17 protein-coding genes are annotated in these 19,607 nt (G+C 37.7%); 3 read left to right on the top strand and 14 right to left on the bottom strand.

What is annotated here, in order from left to right:
* On the top strand, positions 1-333 hold a 333-nt coding region (locus JZO69_RS11990), incomplete at its 5' end, for a BspA family leucine-rich repeat surface protein (protein WP_207113106.1).
* Between the two features lie 181 nt (positions 334-514).
* Here the strand turns inward: JZO69_RS11990 and JZO69_RS11985 are convergent.
* Positions 515-877 carry a winged helix-turn-helix transcriptional regulator gene (locus tag JZO69_RS11985; RefSeq protein ID WP_207113105.1) on the bottom strand — a complete coding sequence of 121 codons (363 nt, stop codon included), beginning with the start codon at positions 875-877 and terminating at the stop codon, positions 515-517.
* Between the two features lie 156 nt (positions 878-1,033).
* Here JZO69_RS11985 and JZO69_RS11980 point away from each other — a divergent pair, with 156 nt between their 5' ends.
* Entirely contained in the window at positions 1,034-1,876 is an 843-nt protein-coding gene (locus tag JZO69_RS11980) for an aldo/keto reductase (protein ID WP_207113104.1), read from the top strand.
* A gap of 22 nt (positions 1,877-1,898) precedes the next feature.
* A complete protein-coding gene (locus JZO69_RS11975; protein WP_207113103.1) occupies positions 1,899-2,693 on the top strand; it encodes an SDR family NAD(P)-dependent oxidoreductase in 795 nt (264 codons plus the stop codon).
* 61 nt (positions 2,694-2,754) lie between these two features.
* Here the strand turns inward: JZO69_RS11975 and ftsY are convergent, their stop codons facing one another.
* The 13 genes from ftsY to recG all read right to left on the bottom strand — a co-directional run bounded on the left by ftsY (position 2,755) and on the right by recG (position 19,546).
* Positions 2,755-3,984 (bottom strand): signal recognition particle-docking protein FtsY, encoded by a 1,230-nt coding sequence (gene ftsY / locus JZO69_RS11970; RefSeq protein ID WP_207113102.1) that lies wholly within the window; start codon positions 3,982-3,984, stop codon positions 2,755-2,757.
* On the bottom strand, positions 3,985-4,812 hold the full coding sequence (locus tag JZO69_RS11965; RefSeq protein WP_207113101.1) for a Cof-type HAD-IIB family hydrolase: 828 nt from the start codon (positions 4,810-4,812) through the stop codon (positions 3,985-3,987).
* 23 nt (positions 4,813-4,835) lie between these two features.
* The gene (smc, locus tag JZO69_RS11960) at positions 4,836-8,414 is read right to left on the bottom strand and encodes a chromosome segregation protein SMC (RefSeq protein WP_207113100.1); all 3,579 of its coding nucleotides are present in this window, start codon (positions 8,412-8,414) and stop codon (positions 4,836-4,838) included.
* A gap of 23 nt (positions 8,415-8,437) precedes the next feature.
* Positions 8,438-9,130: a ribonuclease III gene (gene rnc / locus JZO69_RS11955; protein ID WP_207113099.1), complete on the bottom strand. Its 693-nt coding sequence runs from the start codon at positions 9,128-9,130 to the stop codon at positions 8,438-8,440.
* Between the two features lie 233 nt (positions 9,131-9,363).
* The gene (gene ndk, locus JZO69_RS11950; protein WP_207113098.1) at positions 9,364-9,771 is read right to left on the bottom strand and encodes a nucleoside-diphosphate kinase; all 408 of its coding nucleotides are present in this window, start codon (positions 9,769-9,771) and stop codon (positions 9,364-9,366) included.
* Between the two features lie 227 nt (positions 9,772-9,998).
* A complete protein-coding gene (locus tag JZO69_RS11945) occupies positions 9,999-11,774 on the bottom strand; it encodes an ABC transporter substrate-binding protein (RefSeq protein WP_207113097.1) in 1,776 nt (591 codons plus the stop codon).
* Between the two features lie 17 nt (positions 11,775-11,791).
* On the bottom strand, positions 11,792-12,694 hold the full coding sequence (locus JZO69_RS11940; protein WP_207113096.1) for an ABC transporter permease: 903 nt from the start codon (positions 12,692-12,694) through the stop codon (positions 11,792-11,794).
* A 30-nt stretch (positions 12,695-12,724) separates the two neighbouring features.
* The gene (opp4B, locus tag JZO69_RS11935) at positions 12,725-13,687 is read right to left on the bottom strand and encodes an oligopeptide ABC transporter permease (protein ID WP_207113095.1); all 963 of its coding nucleotides are present in this window, start codon (positions 13,685-13,687) and stop codon (positions 12,725-12,727) included.
* Positions 13,687-14,631 (bottom strand): ATP-binding cassette domain-containing protein, encoded by a 945-nt coding sequence (locus tag JZO69_RS11930; RefSeq protein ID WP_207113094.1) that lies wholly within the window; start codon positions 14,629-14,631, stop codon positions 13,687-13,689. The genes opp4B and JZO69_RS11930 overlap by 1 nt, the downstream gene beginning before the upstream one ends.
* On the bottom strand, positions 14,631-15,656 hold the full coding sequence (locus JZO69_RS11925) for an ABC transporter ATP-binding protein (RefSeq protein WP_207113093.1): 1,026 nt from the start codon (positions 15,654-15,656) through the stop codon (positions 14,631-14,633). Before JZO69_RS11925 ends, JZO69_RS11930 begins: the two co-directional genes overlap by 1 nt.
* A gap of 211 nt (positions 15,657-15,867) precedes the next feature.
* Positions 15,868-16,107, bottom strand: coding sequence for an acyl carrier protein (gene acpP, locus JZO69_RS11920; protein ID WP_069635051.1), 240 nt, complete (start codon positions 16,105-16,107; stop codon positions 15,868-15,870).
* 143 nt (positions 16,108-16,250) lie between these two features.
* Complete coding sequence (plsX, locus tag JZO69_RS11915; RefSeq protein ID WP_207113092.1) at positions 16,251-17,249, bottom strand: phosphate acyltransferase PlsX; 999 nt, start codon at positions 17,247-17,249, stop codon at positions 16,251-16,253.
* A 242-nt stretch (positions 17,250-17,491) separates the two neighbouring features.
* Positions 17,492-19,546, bottom strand: coding sequence for an ATP-dependent DNA helicase RecG (gene recG / locus JZO69_RS11910; RefSeq protein ID WP_207113091.1), 2,055 nt, complete (start codon positions 19,544-19,546; stop codon positions 17,492-17,494).
* Between the last annotated feature and the right edge of the window lie 61 nt (positions 19,547-19,607).

The following is a 19,607-nucleotide window of genomic DNA, read 5'->3' as shown; positions in this document are numbered from 1 at the left end:
AATGTTGAACAGTGGAATACCAGTAAAGTAAGCAATATGTCAAACTTATTTAGAACTACCAACATAAAATCTTTGAATTTAACTAACTGGGACACCAGTAATGTAACTAATATGTATGAGATGTTTCATTATTCCGCAATAGAAGAACTTACTTTAGGGAAAATGTTTGTTTTCAAAGGTGCCCCTCTCCTGCCTGAAAAAAATGTTCACCCCTATACAGGCGCTTGGGTCAGTAAAGACAAGACTTACAATAACAATACGGACTTTACAACAAACTATGACGGGACTTTCCCTGGAACCTACGTGAGAGAAAAAAATAAAACAAGTCAATAACCCCTTTATTTTACTGAAGGATATATATGTTAAAAAATGAGCTTTTGTGATTTCACTTTTTATATCCTCATTCTTCTTGTCACTTGTATTAAAAAAACATAAGAGCCCGGGACAAAACTAAAATCAGTTTTGTCCTGGGCTCTTATGTTTTTTTTAATCGTTTTCTATACTATACGTTTTCTCAATTATCACAATTCAAACTAATCGCTTCACCATTATCAATCAAATGCTCCGCATGTGTTTCTCCCCAAGAACAAAGTAAATCAAGAATATCCCCCAACGATTCGCCATAATCACTCAGACTATATTCAACTTTCGGCGGAATTTGGTTATATGACTTTCGATCAACGATATTATCTTGTTCTAATTCCCGTAATTGCTGCGTCAACATTTTTTGTGAGATATTCGGTATCGCTCTAAGTAGTTCACTTGTGCGCATGACTTGATGCCTTAAATTACAAAGAATAATCGGTTTCCATTTCCCACCAATCACATCCATTGTAACTTCTACACCTATATTGTATCTTTTTTCAATTGATTCCATAAACAACGCGTCCTTTCTTGATTTATTTAAACAAAAAAAGGTTGAAAAATCAATTAATTACTTTTTCGTTCGTATAGCACTTTAAAGTACGTACTAGTCATTTAGACCTGCTGCTGTTACCATAGATTTACTTTAAACGTGAAAGGAAGAGAAGCGATGATTGAATCATTAACAGATACAGTTTTATTAAATAACGAAGTAAGGATGCCTGGATTTGGTCTGGGTGTCTTTCAAGTAAGTAACGAAGATACTGTTTTATCCGTTCAAAAAGCAATCGAAGCAGGTTATGTCAGCATTGATACCGCACAAATTTACGGCAATGAAGTCGGTGTCGGCGAAGGGATCAGACGAGGGCTGGCTTCAACTGGTAAAAAACGTGAAGAGTTGTTTATCACAACGAAGCTGTGGAATCATCATTTAGACTACGATCAAACTATTACTGAATTTAACGATAGCCTAGTAAAATTAGGATTGGATTACTTGGATTTGTACTTGATCCACTGGCCTGGAAATAACGAATTCTTAGAACCTTGGACGGCGATGGAGGACTTATATCTTAGTGGAAAAATCAAAGCGCTCGGTGTCAGTAACTTTGAGATTCATCATTTAAAAACACTCCTAGAAACCACCCGAATCAAACCTGTGATCAATCAAGTGGAACTTCATCCAAGAATGGCGCAAAAAGAAATCCGTACCTTTGGAAAAGAATATGAAATTCTAACGGAAGCATGGTCACCTTTGATGCAAGGTAAATTACTAGAAGATGAAACAATTTTAAATCTTGCCTCAAAACACAACAAATCAGCAGCTCAAATCATTTTAAGATGGCATATCCAAAATGATATTATCGTTATACCAAAATCTGTTAAAGAAGCTCGAATCAAAAGTAATGCAGCGATTTTTGATTTTGAATTATCAAAAGATGATTTGGCTATGATTGATCAATTAGATGACGGAACTCGAGTTGGTCCCAATCCGGATACATTCTTTTTTGAATAAAATTTAGTGAGGAGATAGCATCATGGAAATGAATATCAAAGGAAAAACAGCTTTAGTCACGGGATCTACTAAAGGAATCGGTAAAGCCATTGCGATTGAATTAGCTAAAGAAGGTGCAAATGTCTTAGTCAACGGGCGCAATAAACAAGAAGTCACAGCTCTCGTTACACAACTAAAAGAACATTTTCCAGAAACCACACCGCAATCGGCTGTTGGTGATATTGTCTCACCAGAAGATCGCCAATCATTATTCGATACATTTCCTCACGTGGATATTCTTGTTAATAACATGGGTATTTTCCAACCAATGGCGTATGAAACTATTGAGGATGAAACTTGGGAAAAATTCTTTCGGACAAATGTACTTGCCGCCAATTCCCTCGTCAAATTTTATCTACCTAAAATGTTAAAAGAAAACTTCGGCAGAATCATTTTTATTGCCAGCGAAGAGGCGGTCATGCCCTCAGGCGAAATGCCACAATATAGTATGACAAAAACCATGCAGCTTTCTTTAGCGAAAAGCTTGTCTAAGTTAACCAAAGGAACACAAGTAACCGTTAATACAATCATGCCAGGCTCGACCATGACCGAAGGCGTACGTGATATGCTCGAAAAAATGTACCCCGATTCAGCTATGTCTTTAGCCGATAAAGAGAAATTATTTATGGCAAACAACCGACCTTTATCTCAAATCCAACGCTTGATCGATCCAAGTGAAATCGGACGTTTAGCTGCATTTATCAGCAGTCCTTATGCCACAGCCTTCAGTGGCGCAGCCATTCGGATGGATGGCGGTATGGTTCCAACAATAGTTTAACTAATAAAAACCTTTTGAATGTCTACTCGATGTAGTCACTCAAAAGGTTTTTGCTATTTCTTTAATCTTCGACTTTCAGTAAGCCTTTAAATAATCCAATTGCAAAATCATTTGCATCAAACGGTTCTAAATCATCGATTCCTTCACCTAATCCAACTAATTTCACTGGCAAATGCAGCTCATTACGAATCGCTAAGACGATTCCACCTTTTGCTGTACCATCCAGTTTAGTTAAGACTAAACCAGTGACATCTGTCGTTTCTTTGAATTGTTTTGCTTGTGACATTGCATTTTGCCCTGTCGTTGCATCTACTACAAGCAACACTTCATGAGGCGCATCCGGCAATTCACGCTGAATCACACGCTTGATTTTTTCTAATTCGTTCATCAAATTGACTTTGTTTTGCAAGCGACCTGCTGTATCTACAAGTAGGATATCCGCATTCTCCGTTTTTGCACGTTCTACTGCATCAAAAACTACTGCAGCTGGATCTCCTCCAGCATTGCCGCGAACAACTTCAACCCCCGCACGATCGCCCCAGACCACTAATTGGTCGATGGCTCCTGCTCTAAAGGTATCAGCTGCTGCCATTAAGACTTTTTTCCCGTCTTGTTTGAATTCATGGGCTAGTTTACCGATACTAGTTGTTTTACCAACACCGTTAACTCCCACGAACAACATGACAGTCAAGCCATTTTCTTGAATGTTCAAGGCGTTATTTTCTTCGATACCTTCTGCTTCGTACAAATCAACCATTTTTTCAATAATCGTATTCTGAACTGCAGCTGGTTTTTTCACATTACGTAATTTTACTTCTTGGCGTAGTGACTCAGTGATTTTAATTGCTGTATCAAAACCAACGTCCGCACCAATCAAGGTTTCTTCTAATTCTTCAAAAAAGTCTTCATCCACTGAACGGAAATTCGCAAATAATTCATTCAAACGTTCGCCGAAAGTCTTCCGAGTTTTTTCTAGCCCTTTTTCATACTTTTCTTGTACGATGATTTCTTCTTGTTGTTCCTCAATAATTTCAGGATCAACCAGTTCTTCTGCTTGGGTAACAGGATTTACTGTAATCAGAGGGTCGATTTCTGGTTCTTGTTCTTTTTCAGGCTCTTCTGCTGCTTCAAAAATCTCCTCTTGGACTTGCTCTAGTGATTCCGTATCAGCTTGTTTTTCTTCTGGCATTACTTCAACGGACTCGATGACTTCTTCATCTGTCTTGATTTCAGCTGGTGGTGTTTCTTTTTCGTTCATAAAAGCTTTTTTTATTTTATCGAAAAATCCCATTTAATTCCCTCCTTCCAATGGTTCTAAAACAAATTTTTCAACGGCTTGTGCGACTCCGTCATTGTCGTTTGTGTCTGTTATTATGTCTGCCAAGTCTTTCACTCTAGGAACGGCATTTTCCATTGCTACACCAAGACCTGCGTATTCGATCATCGGCAAATCATTTTCTTCATCGCCAATCGTCATGATCTCTTCTTGTTTAATGCCTAAATCTCTAGCTAATAATGAAATACCATAAGCTTTTGTGATTCCTTTAGGCATAAACTCTAGTAGGTTACTTCTAGTTTTGATGATTTCATAACGATCGTAAAACGGATCAGGTATTTTTTTGATTTGTTCATCTAGATACGTTTGATCTACTGCAATCACGGCTTTATTGTAGATTCTATCAGCAGTCAATTGAGCTAACTCGTAAGACTCATATGTCAGTAATTTATTTAGCTGACTATACAATGATTCATAATCCTTTGTCGTTGGTAGCTGCAACACTAGCCCATCAGATAAAATATCCAAAGGTACGTTCAATGAGGAAGCTAATTCAAACAAATCATGGACATTTTCTAAAGGCATCGTTGCTTTTTCAATAATTTCACCTGTATCATTTTTTTGAACCAAACCACCATTGAAGGTAATACTGTAATCACCATTGTCCCGCAAATTCAAGGCATCTAAATAAATACCGATGGCTGCTAATGGTCGACCTGTACAAATAACGATTTTAACACCTGCAGCTTTTGCTTGCACCAAAGCTTCTTTGTTTCTTATAGAGATTTCCTTTTTACTATCTAAAAGCGTGCCATCTAAATCAATAGCGACTAATTTAATCATTTTATTACTCCTATCATATACCCCTAAGTTTCAGCGACGATCGCGCCGCCTTCTTTGACTTCTTCTAAGCGAACCGAAACAATCTTCGACACACCTGATTCCTGCATTGTGACACCATACAGCACATCTGCAGCTTCCATCGTTCCTTTACGGTGAGTCACCACAATAAATTGCGTATCATCTTCAAATTCGCTTAAATAATGACCAAAACGAGAAACGTTCGCATCATCCAACGCCGCTTCAACCTCATCTAAGACACAGAAAGGTACTGGTCTAACGCGAATAATGGAAAATAGCAACGCAATCGCTGTTAAGGCGCGCTCACCACCAGAAAGTAAGCTTAGATTTTGTAATTTTTTACCTGGAGGTTGTGCTTCGATTTCGACCCCAGTATTCAATAAGTCTTCAGGGTTAGTTAAAATCAATTCTGCTCGACCACCGCCAAACATATTTGGAAATACCACTTTAAACTGGGCACGGATCGCTTCAAAAACTTCACTAAAGCGAGCTTTGACTTCTTCATCCATCTCACCCATCGTTTCAAACAACTGCTCTTTGGCATCTAACAAGTCATCACGTTGAGACACTAAAAATTCATGGCGTTCATTAACTTGCTCGTATTGTTCGATAGCGTTTAAGTTGACTGGACCTAAGCGTTCGATATCACGTTTCAAGCGTTTGACTTCGATTTTCGCTTGCTCTTTGTCGATCGTCAGTTCATAATCTTCGTTGGCACGTTCAAAGGTCAAACTGTATTCTTCTTGTAAATATTGCAAAGAATTGTCTAATTTGATTTCTGAGCGATTTTTCTCAACTTCTATTTTGGTTTGCTCTGTCAATAAATGTTGCTGCTGTTTATTCTCTTCTGCCAAACCTGTATCGATGTGATCAACTTGTTCTTGCAATTGTTGACGAGCCATTTTAGCTTCTTGAATGCTTGTTTGTAATTGCTCTTTTTTCTCAGCCAATTGTTCTAATTGAACCGCTAAGCTTTCTTCTGTGACTTGATGATCGCTTGAATTGTCATTCAATTGTTGTAATTGCTGACGCAACGCTGTTTCTCTTGCTAAGAATTCATCTAACTGTGTTTGTTTTTCTGATACTTGTTCAGTTAAATGAGCCAATTGTTCACTGGCAACAGCTTTATCTGCTTGTACTTGATTAAATCGCTCAAATGCTTGTGCTCGTAATGTTTCCATTTGGCTGGCTTCTTGATCAACTTGTTTCATTTCTTGGTCTAAACGCTCTTTGGTTGCGTTCAGTGCTTGTTGTTGTTCTGTTAACTCTTCTTTTCTTGTTTGGTACTCGGTTAAGAATTGATGCAATTCTCGGGCTTCAAATTCGAAAAGACGCTGTTCTTTCGTTAAACGAGTGATCGTTTCTTCTTGATTAGCTAATTTATTTTGCAATTCCTGCTGTTTCAGGCGGCTTGTTTCTCCAGTTGAACGCAATTGTTCTAGTTTTTCGTTTAGTTCTTTGACTTCTTCGGTCAACTGTTGGACTTCTTTTTCGTTGACTGTTAATTGTTTTTCCACACGTTCCATTTGTTCAGTCAGCGTTTGAAGTTCTTGGGTTTGAGAGAATAGGCTGCCTTGATTGCCTCGTTTGTTGGCACCACCTGTCATTGAACCACCAGAGTTCATGACATCGCCATCTAAAGAAACAACACGATATTGGTAGTTTACAGCTTTTGCTAATTGATTGGCACTTTCTAATGTCTCTGCTAATAAGGTCACACCTAAAAGATTTTGGATTACATTGCTGACATCCTCTGAAAAGTGGACTAATTCGCTGGCAATTCCTAGAAATCCTTGAACATTGCTAACTCGATCACGAACTGCACTAGAAACGGTTCTTGGTTTAATTGTCGTCAGTGGTAAGAATGTTGCTCGACCGCTATGTTGCTGTTTTAGGAATGTAATTCCCGCACGTCCGTCTTTTTCAGTTTCTACGACCACATGTTGAGCGGCTCCACCTAAGGCTGTTTCGATTGCCAACGTATATTCTTTCGGTACATCGATCAATTCGGCTACTGCACCGACGATTCCGGTTAGTTGTTCTTTATGTTTTAGAACTGCTCGAACCCCTTGATAAAAACCAGAATAGTTTTCTTGGATTTCTTGCAAGCTTTTTTGGCGAGCCTTAGCTTGTTGGACTTGGTTCATAGCTTGGTACATATTTTTTTGCTTAATAGCCAATTGTCCTTGTTTTTGATCCAATTGTTGCTTCAACTGTGTGTATTGCTCTCGTTGGTTTGTTAAAGATTGATCTGATTCAGACAAGGCGGCTTCCAGATTTTCTTTATCAGCCAAGGCATCTGTCATTTGTTTTTCTAATGCTTCATGCTTTTGGATAGATTGCTGATTTTTAGCCGTTTCTTGCTGATACTGACGTTCTAAATATTTTAGATCGTTAGTCGTATTGGCTTGTTCTTGCATTACTTCAACATATTGGCTACGCAGTTCTTCCAATAATTCTTTTGAAGATTTGCTGTATTTTTCAACTTCTAGTTCTGAGGCTTTGATTGCTTCAACTAGTGATTCACGTTGGGCTTTTTTCTCAGTAACTTTCGCTTGTAAGTCTTGGACTTCTTCACGATAGCGAGTGATTTTCTCGGCATTTTCTTCTAAAGACTGCTGATATTCACTGGTTGTTTGCATCGTATGTTTTGAGCGTTCAACTAGGACGTTTTTTTGTCCTTCGGTTTGTTTCAATGCTTCTGTGATTTGTAGAAGCTGTTGTTGTTCCGTTTCGATTTGCTCATCCAATTTGTTACGCTTACCGCGTAGTTGGAATAGTTCATCTTCTGAATCACGGATTTTTTTGCTGGCAAGCTGCAGCATTTCTTCGATTCCTGCAAGTTCAGCTGTTTTGATTTCCCAAATTTCTTTTGCTGCTTCGATTTCAGTAACTGTTAAGCTAACATCGATCTCAGTCAAGGTCTCTTTAAGTTTCAAAAACTCCTTGGCCGCTTCGCTTTGTGCAGCTAGAGGAGTCAGTTGATCTTCTAATTCATAGATGATATCTTGCACACGACTTAAATTATCTTCTGTTTCAAATAGCTTTTGTTCTGCCTTTTTCTTACGCTGTTTGTATTTCAAAACCCCTGCCGCTTCTTCAAAAATACCACGACGATCTTCTGGTTTACTATTAAAAATCGCTTCGACCTTCCCTTGAGAAATGATTGAAAAGGATTCTTTCCCTAAACCAGAATCCATAAATAAATCATGAATATCTTTCAATCGGCAAGCTTGTTTATTGATATAAAAATCACTTTCACCTGTTCTACGATAGCGACGTGTGACACTGATCTCTGTAAAGTCTAATGGTAAAAAATGATCACTATTATCTAATACAACCGTTACTTCAGCAATATTTAAGGCTTTACGGCCTTCAGAACCTGCGAATATGATATCTGGCATCTTGCCGCCACGAAGACTTTTGGCAGACTGTTCGCCTAAGACCCAGCGAATCGCTTCGGTGATATTACTTTTTCCACTACCATTAGGTCCGACAACAGCTGTAACACCATTTTCAAACTCTATAACGGTTCGATCCGCAAAGGATTTAAATCCTGCGATCTCAATTCGTTTTAAATACACGAATAAAACGGCTCCTTCCAAGCTTACTCAGGATTTTGTTTTAGAGCCTTTTCAGCGGCATCCTGTTCTGCTAATTTCTTCGATTTTCCTTGACCTGTGCCAATCAACTTTTCGTTGACATAAACTTCAACAAAAAAGATCCGATCATGCGCAGGCCCTTCTTCATTGGCTAAACGATAGTCAATATTGACATCGCCTTGACGTTGTAAGACTTCTTGTAAATGTGTTTTATGATCCATCTCATGTGAAAAAGCACCGGCATCGATTTTTGGAAAAATGACTTCTGCAATAAATTTCTTGACTGCATCGACTTTTTGATCTAAGAATAAAGCACCTAAAAACGCCTCAAATAAATCACAAAGCAACGCTGGACGTGTCCGTCCACCAGAATTTTCTTCCCCTTTGCCTAGAAGAATATATTGGTCAAAATGACATTCTTTCGCAAATTTGGATAAACTATCTTCACGAACAATTGCCGCTCGCATTTTCGTCAGCTTGCCTTCTGGCATTTCTGGGAATTGTTTATACAAATATTGAGAAACCAATAACTCTAAAACGGCATCTCCTAAAAATTCTAATCGTTCATTGTCAGATAGCTTTAAATAGCGATGCTCATTCACATAGGATGAATGGGTAAAAGCCTGTTCTAATAGGTTGACATCATGGAAAACAATGCCGTAACGTTCTTTTAATTCTGTAGTTAACTGATTGTCCATTTGCTACATTCCTTTAAGTTTATTTACAACCTTCTCTATTATACTTTTTTTTGTAGGATTTTTAAATGGTTAGGCGGGAATTGCCCTAAAATGACTGCTTAATTCGCGGTATTTGAAGAATTTCCTAATGATTTTAGCTTATTTTTATCATAAATCGCAAAATTTCTTCCATCCTTTCAGTTGAAAAAGACAAAAAGCGTTCAAGATCTCAAAAATCTTGATACGCTTTCAGTTTAATTTGTTTCAGTAAAAAATCGTTTAATTTCAACAGCGGCCGCTTCTGGTGAATCCGATGCATGGATAATATTTTCGTAACTATTAGCACCGTAATCTCCTCGAATCGTTCCAGGTTCAGCTTCTAAACAGTTTGTTGCCCCAATCATTTTCCGGACTGTTTTAATGACGCTTGTTCCTTCTAACACTAGATAAACAACTTCCGATGAGGTCATATACGTCATCATGTCTTCAAAGAAATCAAATTTTTTCACATGTGCATAGTGTTCTTCTGCTAATTCTCGGGACATTGTCGCTACTTTTAATTGGTTTAACTTTAACTGTTTTTTCTCAAATCGTTGAATGATTTCTCCAACTAATTTACGTGAAACGCCATCTGGCTTGATGATAACTAGTGTTTGCTCCATTTGATTTCTCTCCTTATTTTTCAACATTTATTTGAAAGCGCTTAACGAAAAGGTTATCATTCTTGTCGATTTATGTCTAGGATACAAGTGACAAAAAAAGTTAGTTCTTTGTCATTATTGGATATCCTTGAAAAAAAAGATGCTAGTTACAACTTGTTTTTATATGTAAATAAAAACAAGTAGTTATGAATTCAGTTCCATAACTACTTGTTTTTCAAATCAATAGATTAACGTTTTTCAGCTGTTAATTCAATGCTGTAGAAGTCTTTTGTATCTTCATAATTCCAAGTAAATGATTTCACTCGGTCATTAACTGGCATGATTTCATTACGATACAAGGTTGGAATAACCGGTGCTTGTTCAAACATATATTCTTGCCATGCATCGTATGCTTCTTTACGTTTTGTATCGTCAAATGATGCTTTTGAATCAATTGCTTTTAACAATTTATCATTTTCTTCTGAAGCAAAACGAGAGTAGTTGAATGCTGCATTGCGACTATATAATCCTGCTGGAGATGGCGCACTATTTACACCCCACGCCGCTTGGAAAACATCGATTTCTGGATCGTCATTTTTGATTTTATCGTAGAATGCTTGGAAATCGATTAAACGACCAGTTGCTAATTTCACATCTAAGCCAATCTCTTTCCATTGTTGTAGATAGTAATCAGCTAAAGGTTGAGCTGTTTCGCCACCTGCCATTGAAGCAAAGTTGATCGTTAATTTTTCACCTTTAGGATTTTCTCTAAGTCCATCGCCATCTGTGTCTTTGTAGCCAGCATCATCCAATATTTTCTTCGCTTTATCAAGATCATATTGATAGCCTTTTACATCCGTATTATGCAATGTTTTAAAGATTGGTGGAATCAATGTTGTTGCTCCAGTACGTAAGCCATTATAGAATTTTTGACCAATCGCATCGTTATCCATTGCATAGCCCATTGCTTGACGTAATTTTACGTCAGCCATTTTTGCATCTGGGTTCATAACAACTTCGCCTTTTTCTTTGTCAAAAGTACCTAATTTAAACCCAACATATGTGTATGCTAATTCTTCACGTCCTAGCATTTGGTACCCTTCTGAATCTTTGTAAGTTGGATAGTTATCTGTCGGCATTGAGTAAACCATATCATATTTTTTCGCTTTTACAGCTTCAACGATAGATGCTGTTGGTACGTTTGTAAATACGATTTTATTTAGCTTAGGTTTGCCTTGGTAGTAGTGTTCATTTGGCAAGTATTCCACTGATTCACCCGTTACAATTTTACTCATGTAGTAAGGACCAAAGGTTACAGGATTTTTACGGACTGCATCACTTTTTTCTTGGTCTTTAATAGGAATATCTTTAAAGATATGTTTCGGCATTGCACTTGTATAAACACCACCGTCTAATTGCAACATACCTGGATTCATTTCTTTATAAGTAACTTCAATCGTTTGATCGTCTACTTTCTTTATACCAGAAATAGTATCGGACTTACCATCATGATATTCATCCATTCCGACAATATTAGTAAAGTTATCATCATAACGAATTCCTGTGTAATCTTTATTTCCGATTACTTCATATGGATAGATCAAATCATCTGCAGTTACAGGTTCACCATCTGACCATTTAACATTTTCTTTAAGTGTAATCGTTGCTTTTTTATTATCAACATCTAAATCTAACTTAGCAGCACCATCATCTGTAATAACGAAATCTTCATCGTAACCAAATAGTCCTTCATCAGAAGGTCTCATATAATGGTAATCATAAGCATCTTGGTAGTATATTTTAGAAAATAGTCCTTTAAACTGAGTATCAGAAGCCACTGCAACTTCCAAAGTCCCGCCTTTGATTGCTTCTTTATCATTTTTGACCGTCATTGTAAATTTACTGATATCTTCAGTTTCCACGCTCTTATTATCTGAACCTGACTTCTTGCCTCCACATGCAGCTAATGTTACAGCCACTACTGCTGTTAATGTAATTAAACCCAAAAGTTTCTTGCTTTTCACACTACTTCCTCCTCTTCTTAACCTAAACGTTGTCTAGCATCTGCTGAACGCTTAAACGCTTGGCCAATATAATTTATACATAACATCATTACTAAAATCAGTACTGATGCAGGTACCCAGATCCATGTTTTATTCGCTAAAACGTCGCCATTGCTGGCATATCCAATCAATGTTCCCAAACTCGGTACATTTGTCGGCAAACCAAATCCTAAGAAAGTCAAGGTTGTTTCGATCCCGATATTTGCCGCAAAGTTAATCGTTAAGTTGGTGATGATCAATGAACTTAGATTTGGCATAATTTCTCGAAACATGATTTTAAAATCACTTGTCCCTAAAGTTTTTGAAGCACTCACATAATCTCTGCGAACCTCAGATAGTGTTTTACTTCTAAACAGTCGGGCTTTTGCAACCCAGTAAAAAGCACTCATGATTCCCACAAAGGACCAAACATTATAATTAGGAATGATTGTAACAAATACAATGATGATCATCATAATCGGTAAGATCATGATAAAATCAACGACACGCATCACTGCATTATCAAACATTCCGCCATAATAACCTGAAATAATCCCGATACCCACACCGATGATCGATGTGATAATCGTAATTGCAAAACCGATCACAACTGAATTACGGGCGCCAATGATCAATTGACCAAGGATATCACGTCCGCCTTCATCCGCTCCTAGTATAAAGTTTCCACCAGGCTCGGCATATTTATCTAAAATACTGACTGTCATTACTTTGTCTTGATCGGCTAATAAAGCACCAATGAAAACAACTAACAAGATAACAACTAGTAGTGCCAGTGAAAAAATAGCTAATTTATCTTTTTTGAATTCTCTTGCAATCATTCGAAATCCCATCGGTGGGATCGTTTCAGTTACAGTAACTGTATTTTCTTTATTTTTATCCATTTCGTCTCTTCCTCTCCTTAAAATTGATTTTTATTGAACCCGAATCCGTGGATCTACAAGACTCATCACGATATCTGATATCAGATTTCCGACGAGCGTCGCAACTCCTAAAATCAATACTAAGGCTGTGATTACTGCATAATCACGTTGTCCGATCGAATCGATAAATAATTTCCCAATTCCCGGGTAACCAAAGATTTTTTCAATAACTACTGAACCACTGATCAAAGCTGTGATTTCGTAACTTAATTGAGAAACAATTGGCAATGACGCATTTCTGAAAATGTGTCGTGTATATACTTTGTTGGTCGGTACCCCTTTTGAACGAGCTGTCCGCACATAGTCCAGTGACTGAGAATCAATGACTTCATTACGTAAATATTGAATCGTGATCGCCGTTCCAAGAAGTGCTTGAGACAAAGCTGGTAAGATCAAATGATAAAAACGATCCCAGATATACGCACCCGTGCCCGGCTCAACACCGCTGGATATCGAACCTGTCGTTGGAAACCAATCTAAACGGTAACCAAAAATAAATAGCATAACTAGTGCAAAAATAAATGGTGGCACTGCAAAACTAAAGAAGTTATAAACTACTACAAATTTATCTAAAATAGAATTTTGATAGCGTCCTGACAGAACCCCTAATGGTAAAGCAATTGCATACATGATCACAACTGTTACTAATGACAGAAGAATCGTATTGATCGCACGGCTACCGATCAGAGTAGAAACTGGTAATTTAAAAATAAAGCTCTCCCCAAAATCCCCATGAAAAACATTGGCAATCCAACGGATATATTGTGTCGTCCACGGATCATTCAACCCAGCAGATTCACGCATTTTTTCAATAACAGCAGGGTCTGTATTTGGATTGATCAATCCGGTAAAAGGATCACCAGGCATCATTTTTGCCAACATGAAAATCAGTACGCTTAAAATTAGAATTTGAGGGATCATAAAGAGTACACGTCGTAAAATCGTCTTCCACATTAGATTGCACCTCCATCTTTTAACGCTACTTGATGCGTTTCACTGACTTTACGTAAATCATATACGCGACCATTTTGATCGTAATAATCTTTTTGATGCTCAATATATTCTTTTTCTACTTGGCGACGTTGCGCCTTATGTGCTTCGCGATTAGCAACATCAATCTTAGGAATTGCTGATAATAATCGTTTAGTATAAATATGTTGAGGGTTCGTATAAATATCCTGACGCGTGCCGATTTCTACAAAACGACCTTTGTACATGATCGCGATATTGTCACACATATGCTTTACAACACCTAGATCATGGGAAATGAATAAATAACTCAAACCATATTCTTCTTGAATATTTTTCATAAAGTTCAAAACTTGTGCTTGAACGGATAAGTCCAAAGCAGAAACTGGCTCATCTGCAATAATCAATTTAGGACTAGTTGCCACAGCTCTTGCTACACCTAAGCGTTGACGCTGACCACCTGAAAATTCATGAGGGTATTTATACAGCGCATCTTCCGGCATCCCAACAATATCTAACAATCCTTTGACCTTTTTCTTTTCTTCTTGATCGCTCAATCGTTCAAAATTGCGGATTGGTTCAGCAATAATATCCAAGACACGTTTCTTAGGGTTCAAACTAGACATTGAATCTTGGAAAATCATTTGAACGTCTTTATTGTATTTCATCGCTTTACGATTATGCGCTTTTGTTACATCTTTATCTTCGTACAAAATACTGCCGTCGGTCACTTTTTCCAGCCCGATGATTGCTTTTCCAGTAGTTGATTTTCCAGAACCAGATTCACCAACCAAACCATATGTTTTACCTTTTTCGATAATAAAATCAACACCATCAACTGCCAACACATGGTCGGTCACTCGATTAAAGAAACCACTGCGGATAGGATAATGAACTTTCAAGTCTTTGATTTGAATGATTTCTGCCATTATACTTCCTCCTGATCGTCTCTAAAATGGAAATGCTGATAACATGTACAACGGACAAAATGTCCCTCTGATACTTCATGTAAAGTCGGTTCTGCCTCATGGGCATCTTCTGAAATCCAAGGAATTCTCGGTGCAAAGCGACAACCTTCCCTTGGTAATTTACTCAATGAAGGAACAACTCCTTCGATCACATGCAGCTGACTGTCATCTGAATTTTCTTGAGGAATCGATTGTAATAACGAACGTGTATATGGATGTTTAGGGTTGTTGAACAATTCTTCAGCTGTCGCAACTTCAACAAATTGCCCAGCATACATCACTGCTACTTTATCTGCCATTTCGGCTACCACACCTAAATCATGGGTAATCAAAATAATTCCTGAACCAGTCTCTTCTTGTAAATCTTTGAGTAAATCTAAAATTTGCGCTTGAATCGTTACATCCAATGCCGTCGTTGGCTCGTCTGCAATAATGATTGCTGGTTTACATGCAATTGCGATCGCAATGATGACACGTTGACGCATGCCGCCAGACAATTCATGAGGATATTGTTTCCCTACACGTTCTGGATTTGGAATACCCACTTGCGTCAATAACTCGATCACTCGCGCTTGTTTTTGTTCAGCGTTCATATCTGTATGATACGTTAAACTTTCTTTGATCTGATCTTCTATCCGCATCAATGGATTCAACGCTGATAAAGGATCTTGAAAAATCATACCAATATCATTACCTCGTATTTTATTGTATAGTTGCTCGTTAAACGTAGTTAAATTTAAATCCTTGTATAGAATTTCTCCAGTTACACGAGTATTATTTTCATCATGTAACCCAATAATTGTTGTAGCCAAAGTACTTTTGCCACAACCTGATTCACCAACGATTGCCAAGATTTCATTTTTGCCTAATTCAAATGACACATCATCAACTGCATCATAAAACTCGTCTTTAATACGAAACCCTGTGTGCAGATGCTGAACGTCTAATAATTGATTTCCGTCACTCACTTTAATACACTCCTCCATGCTCAGTAAATTATCTTTTTACAATCGAAAACCTTATTAAAAAAACTTTATTTTTTTAAGCATTTCTCTTTATATTCTCATTGTAATCATTTTTATGCAATTGTATATAATATTTGTAAAAATTGCAACATTTTGGTAATAGAAAATCGGTTATGTAAATAAGAAAATGAAGCAAAACGGCATTCGTTTTGCTTCATTTCTTTGTTTTAAATTATAAGTGATTCATAATATAATCTACAGCGGCACCAACTGTTTCAATTTGCTCTGCGTCTTCATCAGAAATTTCTGTACCAAACTCATCTTCTAGCTCTAAAACAAATTCCATTACACTAATTGAATCTGCATTCAAGTCATCTTTAATGTTTAATTGATCTGTCACATTCTCAGCTTCAATATCAAAGTGGTTTGAGATAATCTTCGCTACTTTTCCAAGTACTTCTTCACGAGTCAACTGTATTCACCTCCACTGCTTTTGAAAAGCGTTTCTCCTTATAGAGTTAAACGCTATGATACATTGTACTCACATTTGATTGATTTGTCCATCTTTTTTTGCAAAATCATTACAATATGGTTGCAAATAGGTTGCGGAATTGGTTATTCTTTTGTTTCATAATAGCTGACAAGTTGCGGTACAACTTCTGTTTTCAGCATAGTATGAATTTGACGAATCGTATAACGAACCGCTTCTGGTCCTGTCGATCCATGGGTTTTAATAACTGGTGCTTTCAAGCCAAAAAGAACTGCTCCACCATGTTTAGAATAATCCATTTCATCTTTCATTCCACGCAATGCATTCTTTAAAAGTAATGCGCCCATCTTGCCTTTAAACCCTTCAGCAAGAATCGATGATTTTAATAGTCCCATCATATTTAACGCTGTTCCTTCAATTGATTTCAACACGGCATTTCCCGTAAAACCATCTGTTACAACAACATCGGCTGCTCCACTAAGTAAATCACGTGCTTCCACATTACCAATAAAGTGAATACCTTCTTCTTCTGAAAGCAATTCAAACGCTTTTTTAGTCAGCTCGCTGCCTTTCGTTTCCTCAGAACCATTATTTAAAAGCGCTACACGTGGCTTCGTGATATTTCTAACTTTTTCAGCATAAAAAGAACCTAGTACTGCATATTGAACAAGATGCTCTGGTTTGTTATCGGCATTTGCACCTAAATCTAACATGTCAAATCCGCCATCCGGTTGACCGATTACTGGTAAAGTCGACATCAAACCTGGACGTTCGACATTTTTGATTCGTCCAACGATAAATAACCCTGCAGCTAGTAACGCACCTGTGTTACCTGCAGAAAAAATCGCATCTGCTTCGCCATTTTTTACAGCTTGTGCTGCTAAAACCATCGATGCTGTTTTCTTACGACGAATTGCTTTTACTGGTTCATCGTCGCTGTTGATTTTTTCGTCTGTGTGAATAATGGTAATATTCGTTTCATCTGTTACATATTTTTTGATTTCATTTTCTTTTCCATAAAGTAAAAACTCAATCTCAGGAAAATCCTGTTTGGCTAACATCACGCCTTCAACAATAGCTTGGGGCGCATGATCGCCACCCATTGCATCAACTGCAATCTTCATAACATAGTCCCTCCTAGGTGAATTACAATAAATAGTATAACATATCGAAAAGCGGAACGAGCCGTTTAGACCTCGATCAAATTAGGAAAATGCTGGAAAGATGCTCTTTATCTTTTCAGCATTTTGTCTATTTGTTGAGAAGTCTGGCTCGTGTAGCTAAATCAGCGAAAAGCGGAACAAAGCGTTTGACTCTCATGAAACCGAGTAGGTACCTTTTTTTATTCATTGTATATCAGCTCTAATCAATCAAAAAACTGCTGCTCATCATCATGCGGCTTAATTTTATCAGCAACACCACGATATTCTGGCAACACCCACCATTGTTCTTTTTTCCAAATCTCACTAGCTTCTTGGCGTGCAACCTCAAGAATATTGAAATCAGTCACGATATCTCCCACAGCAAATTGCGGAACACCCGATTGTCTGGCCCCAAACACTTCACCTGGGCCACGTAATTCTAAATCTTTTTCACTTAACACAAAACCATTATTGGTTTCTGTCATGATCTTCATCCGCTCCACGCCCATTTCATTTTTGGGATTGGCGACTAAAATACAGTAGGAAGCATCTGAGCCTCGTCCAACTCGACCACGAAGTTGATGCAATTGTGCTAAGCCAAAACGATCTGCATCCATAATCAACATGACCGTCGCATTAGGAACATTGACCCCAACTTCAATCACTGTCGTAGAAACTAGCAGTTGCAAGTTGTTTTCTTTGAACTCTTGCATGATCTCTTCTTTCTCTTGGTTTTTCATTTTCCCATGAAGCAAACCAACTTGGTAGGTAGGGTTAAAAAACGCTGACATATGTTCAAATATCTCAGTTGCATTTTTAACATCTAACGCTTCAGATTCTTCGATCAGTGGACAAATCACATATGCCTGATGCCCGCGCGCCAGTTCTTTTTCCATCCATTCTAAAACAGTATCTAATTGAGGAGGACGAATCCAGCGTGTCTCTATTGGAATACGACCAGCTGGCATTTCATCAATGATCGAGACATCCATTTCACCAAAAGCCGTGATTGCTAATGTCCTTGGAATAGGTGTCGCAGTCATGAACAATACATCAGGTTTCAGGCCTTTTTCTCTTAAGATTCGGCGTTGATTCACACCAAATCGATGTTGTTCATCCGTTATCACTAAACCTAATCGATGAAATAAGACATCCTCTTGAATCAAGGCGTGGGTACCAATAATGATATCTATTTCACCGTTCGCTAGTTGTTCAAGAATGACTCGACGCTCTTTAGTTTTGGTCGATCCAGTTAATAGGGCTGTGCGAACTTCTAAGGGATCGTACAATTGTTGAAGACTTTCCATGTGCTGTTGAGCCAAAATCTCTGTTGGCACCATTAAAGCACCCTGAAAGCCAGCTGTCATCGTTGCGTAAAGAGCAATTGCCGCAACAACTGTTTTACCACTCCCTACATCGCCTTGTAACAAGCGTTGCATATGATTTGGACTCATTAAGTCTCGACAGATTTCGTTCGTCACTTTCTTTTGGGCTGCAGTAAGTTCAAAAGGCAATTTCTTCGTAAATGATTTTAAACGTGCCACATCATACTGAATGCTTAAGCCATTTTTTTCTGCTTTTTCTTGCCTCTTCAACCCTTGCATTTTCAATTGGAACAAGAAGAATTCTTCAAAAACAACCCGACGTTTTGCTTGATGACTTTCTTCTGGATTACTAGGAAAATGCATCGCGAACATTGCTTCTTTTCTCGGCATTAAGCGGTACTTTTCTAATAATTCTTCTGGTAAAATCTCCGGAATCAGTTCTCCATATTTTTCAAACCCCATACGAATCAGTTGAATTAAACTGCTTTGGCGAACCTTTTTATTTACATGATAAATCGGAGCGAAGTCTTCTCCATCATTTTTAGCTGCTAGAATTTTCATGCCATTCAGAGCCTTGCGTTTAGCATCCCATTTACCATAAACCGCTATTTCTTCAGACATTACGATTTTATCTTTTAAGTATGGTTGGTTAAAGAAGGAAACATTGATCACAGCATGGTCTTGCATCATCCGAAACATCATTCGGCTTTTTTTATAGCCATAACGACTCACGACTGGTTCCGATACAACTAAACCTTTTAACGTGACTTTTTCTTGGTCTTGGATTTCATTTAGCTCTTTTTCTTGGATATCATCATAGCGAAAAGGGTAATAAGATAACAAATCTTCGATTGTTTGAATACCTAATTCTTTCAAGTTCTCGGCACGCTTTGGACCAACACCAGTCAAGACACCAATATCATCTGACAAGTTCACCGCTCTTCCTCCTTTCATAAATAGATACGTGTTTTACTCTCTATTTGTTTATTTTCTATAGAAAAAGCCAAACAACAAG

This window comes from Candidatus Enterococcus ikei, assembly GCF_017316105.1.
Taxonomy (GTDB): Bacteria; Bacillota; Bacilli; order Lactobacillales; family Enterococcaceae; genus Enterococcus_L; species Enterococcus_L ikei.
This window is presented reverse-complemented; position numbering and strand designations above follow the sequence as displayed.

Coding starts and splice junctions, on each gene's coding strand:
- JZO69_RS11975 (WP_207113103.1), top strand. CDS start 1,899: ATGGAAATGAATATCAAAGGAAAAACAGCTTTAGTCACGGGATCTACT.
- plsX (WP_207113092.1), bottom strand. CDS start 17,249: ATGAAGATTGCAGTTGATGCAATGGGTGGCGATCATGCGCCCCAAGCT.
- rnc (WP_207113099.1), bottom strand. CDS start 9,130: ATGGACAATCAGTTAACTACAGAATTAAAAGAACGTTACGGCATTGTT.
- JZO69_RS11965 (WP_207113101.1), bottom strand. CDS start 4,812: ATGATTAAATTAGTCGCTATTGATTTAGATGGCACGCTTTTAGATAGT.
- opp4B (WP_207113095.1), bottom strand. CDS start 13,687: ATGTGGAAGACGATTTTACGACGTGTACTCTTTATGATCCCTCAAATT.
- JZO69_RS11980 (WP_207113104.1), top strand. CDS start 1,034: ATGATTGAATCATTAACAGATACAGTTTTATTAAATAACGAAGTAAGG.
- JZO69_RS11925 (WP_207113093.1), bottom strand. CDS start 15,656: ATGGAGGAGTGTATTAAAGTGAGTGACGGAAATCAATTATTAGACGTT.
- ftsY (WP_207113102.1), bottom strand. CDS start 3,984: ATGGGATTTTTCGATAAAATAAAAAAAGCTTTTATGAACGAAAAAGAA.
- ndk (WP_207113098.1), bottom strand. CDS start 9,771: ATGGAGCAAACACTAGTTATCATCAAGCCAGATGGCGTTTCACGTAAA.
- JZO69_RS11930 (WP_207113094.1), bottom strand. CDS start 14,631: ATGGCAGAAATCATTCAAATCAAAGACTTGAAAGTTCATTATCCTATC.
- recG (WP_207113091.1), bottom strand. CDS start 19,546: ATGAAAGGAGGAAGAGCGGTGAACTTGTCAGATGATATTGGTGTCTTG.
- JZO69_RS11940 (WP_207113096.1), bottom strand. CDS start 12,694: ATGGATAAAAATAAAGAAAATACAGTTACTGTAACTGAAACGATCCCA.
- JZO69_RS11985 (WP_207113105.1), bottom strand. CDS start 877: ATGGAATCAATTGAAAAAAGATACAATATAGGTGTAGAAGTTACAATG.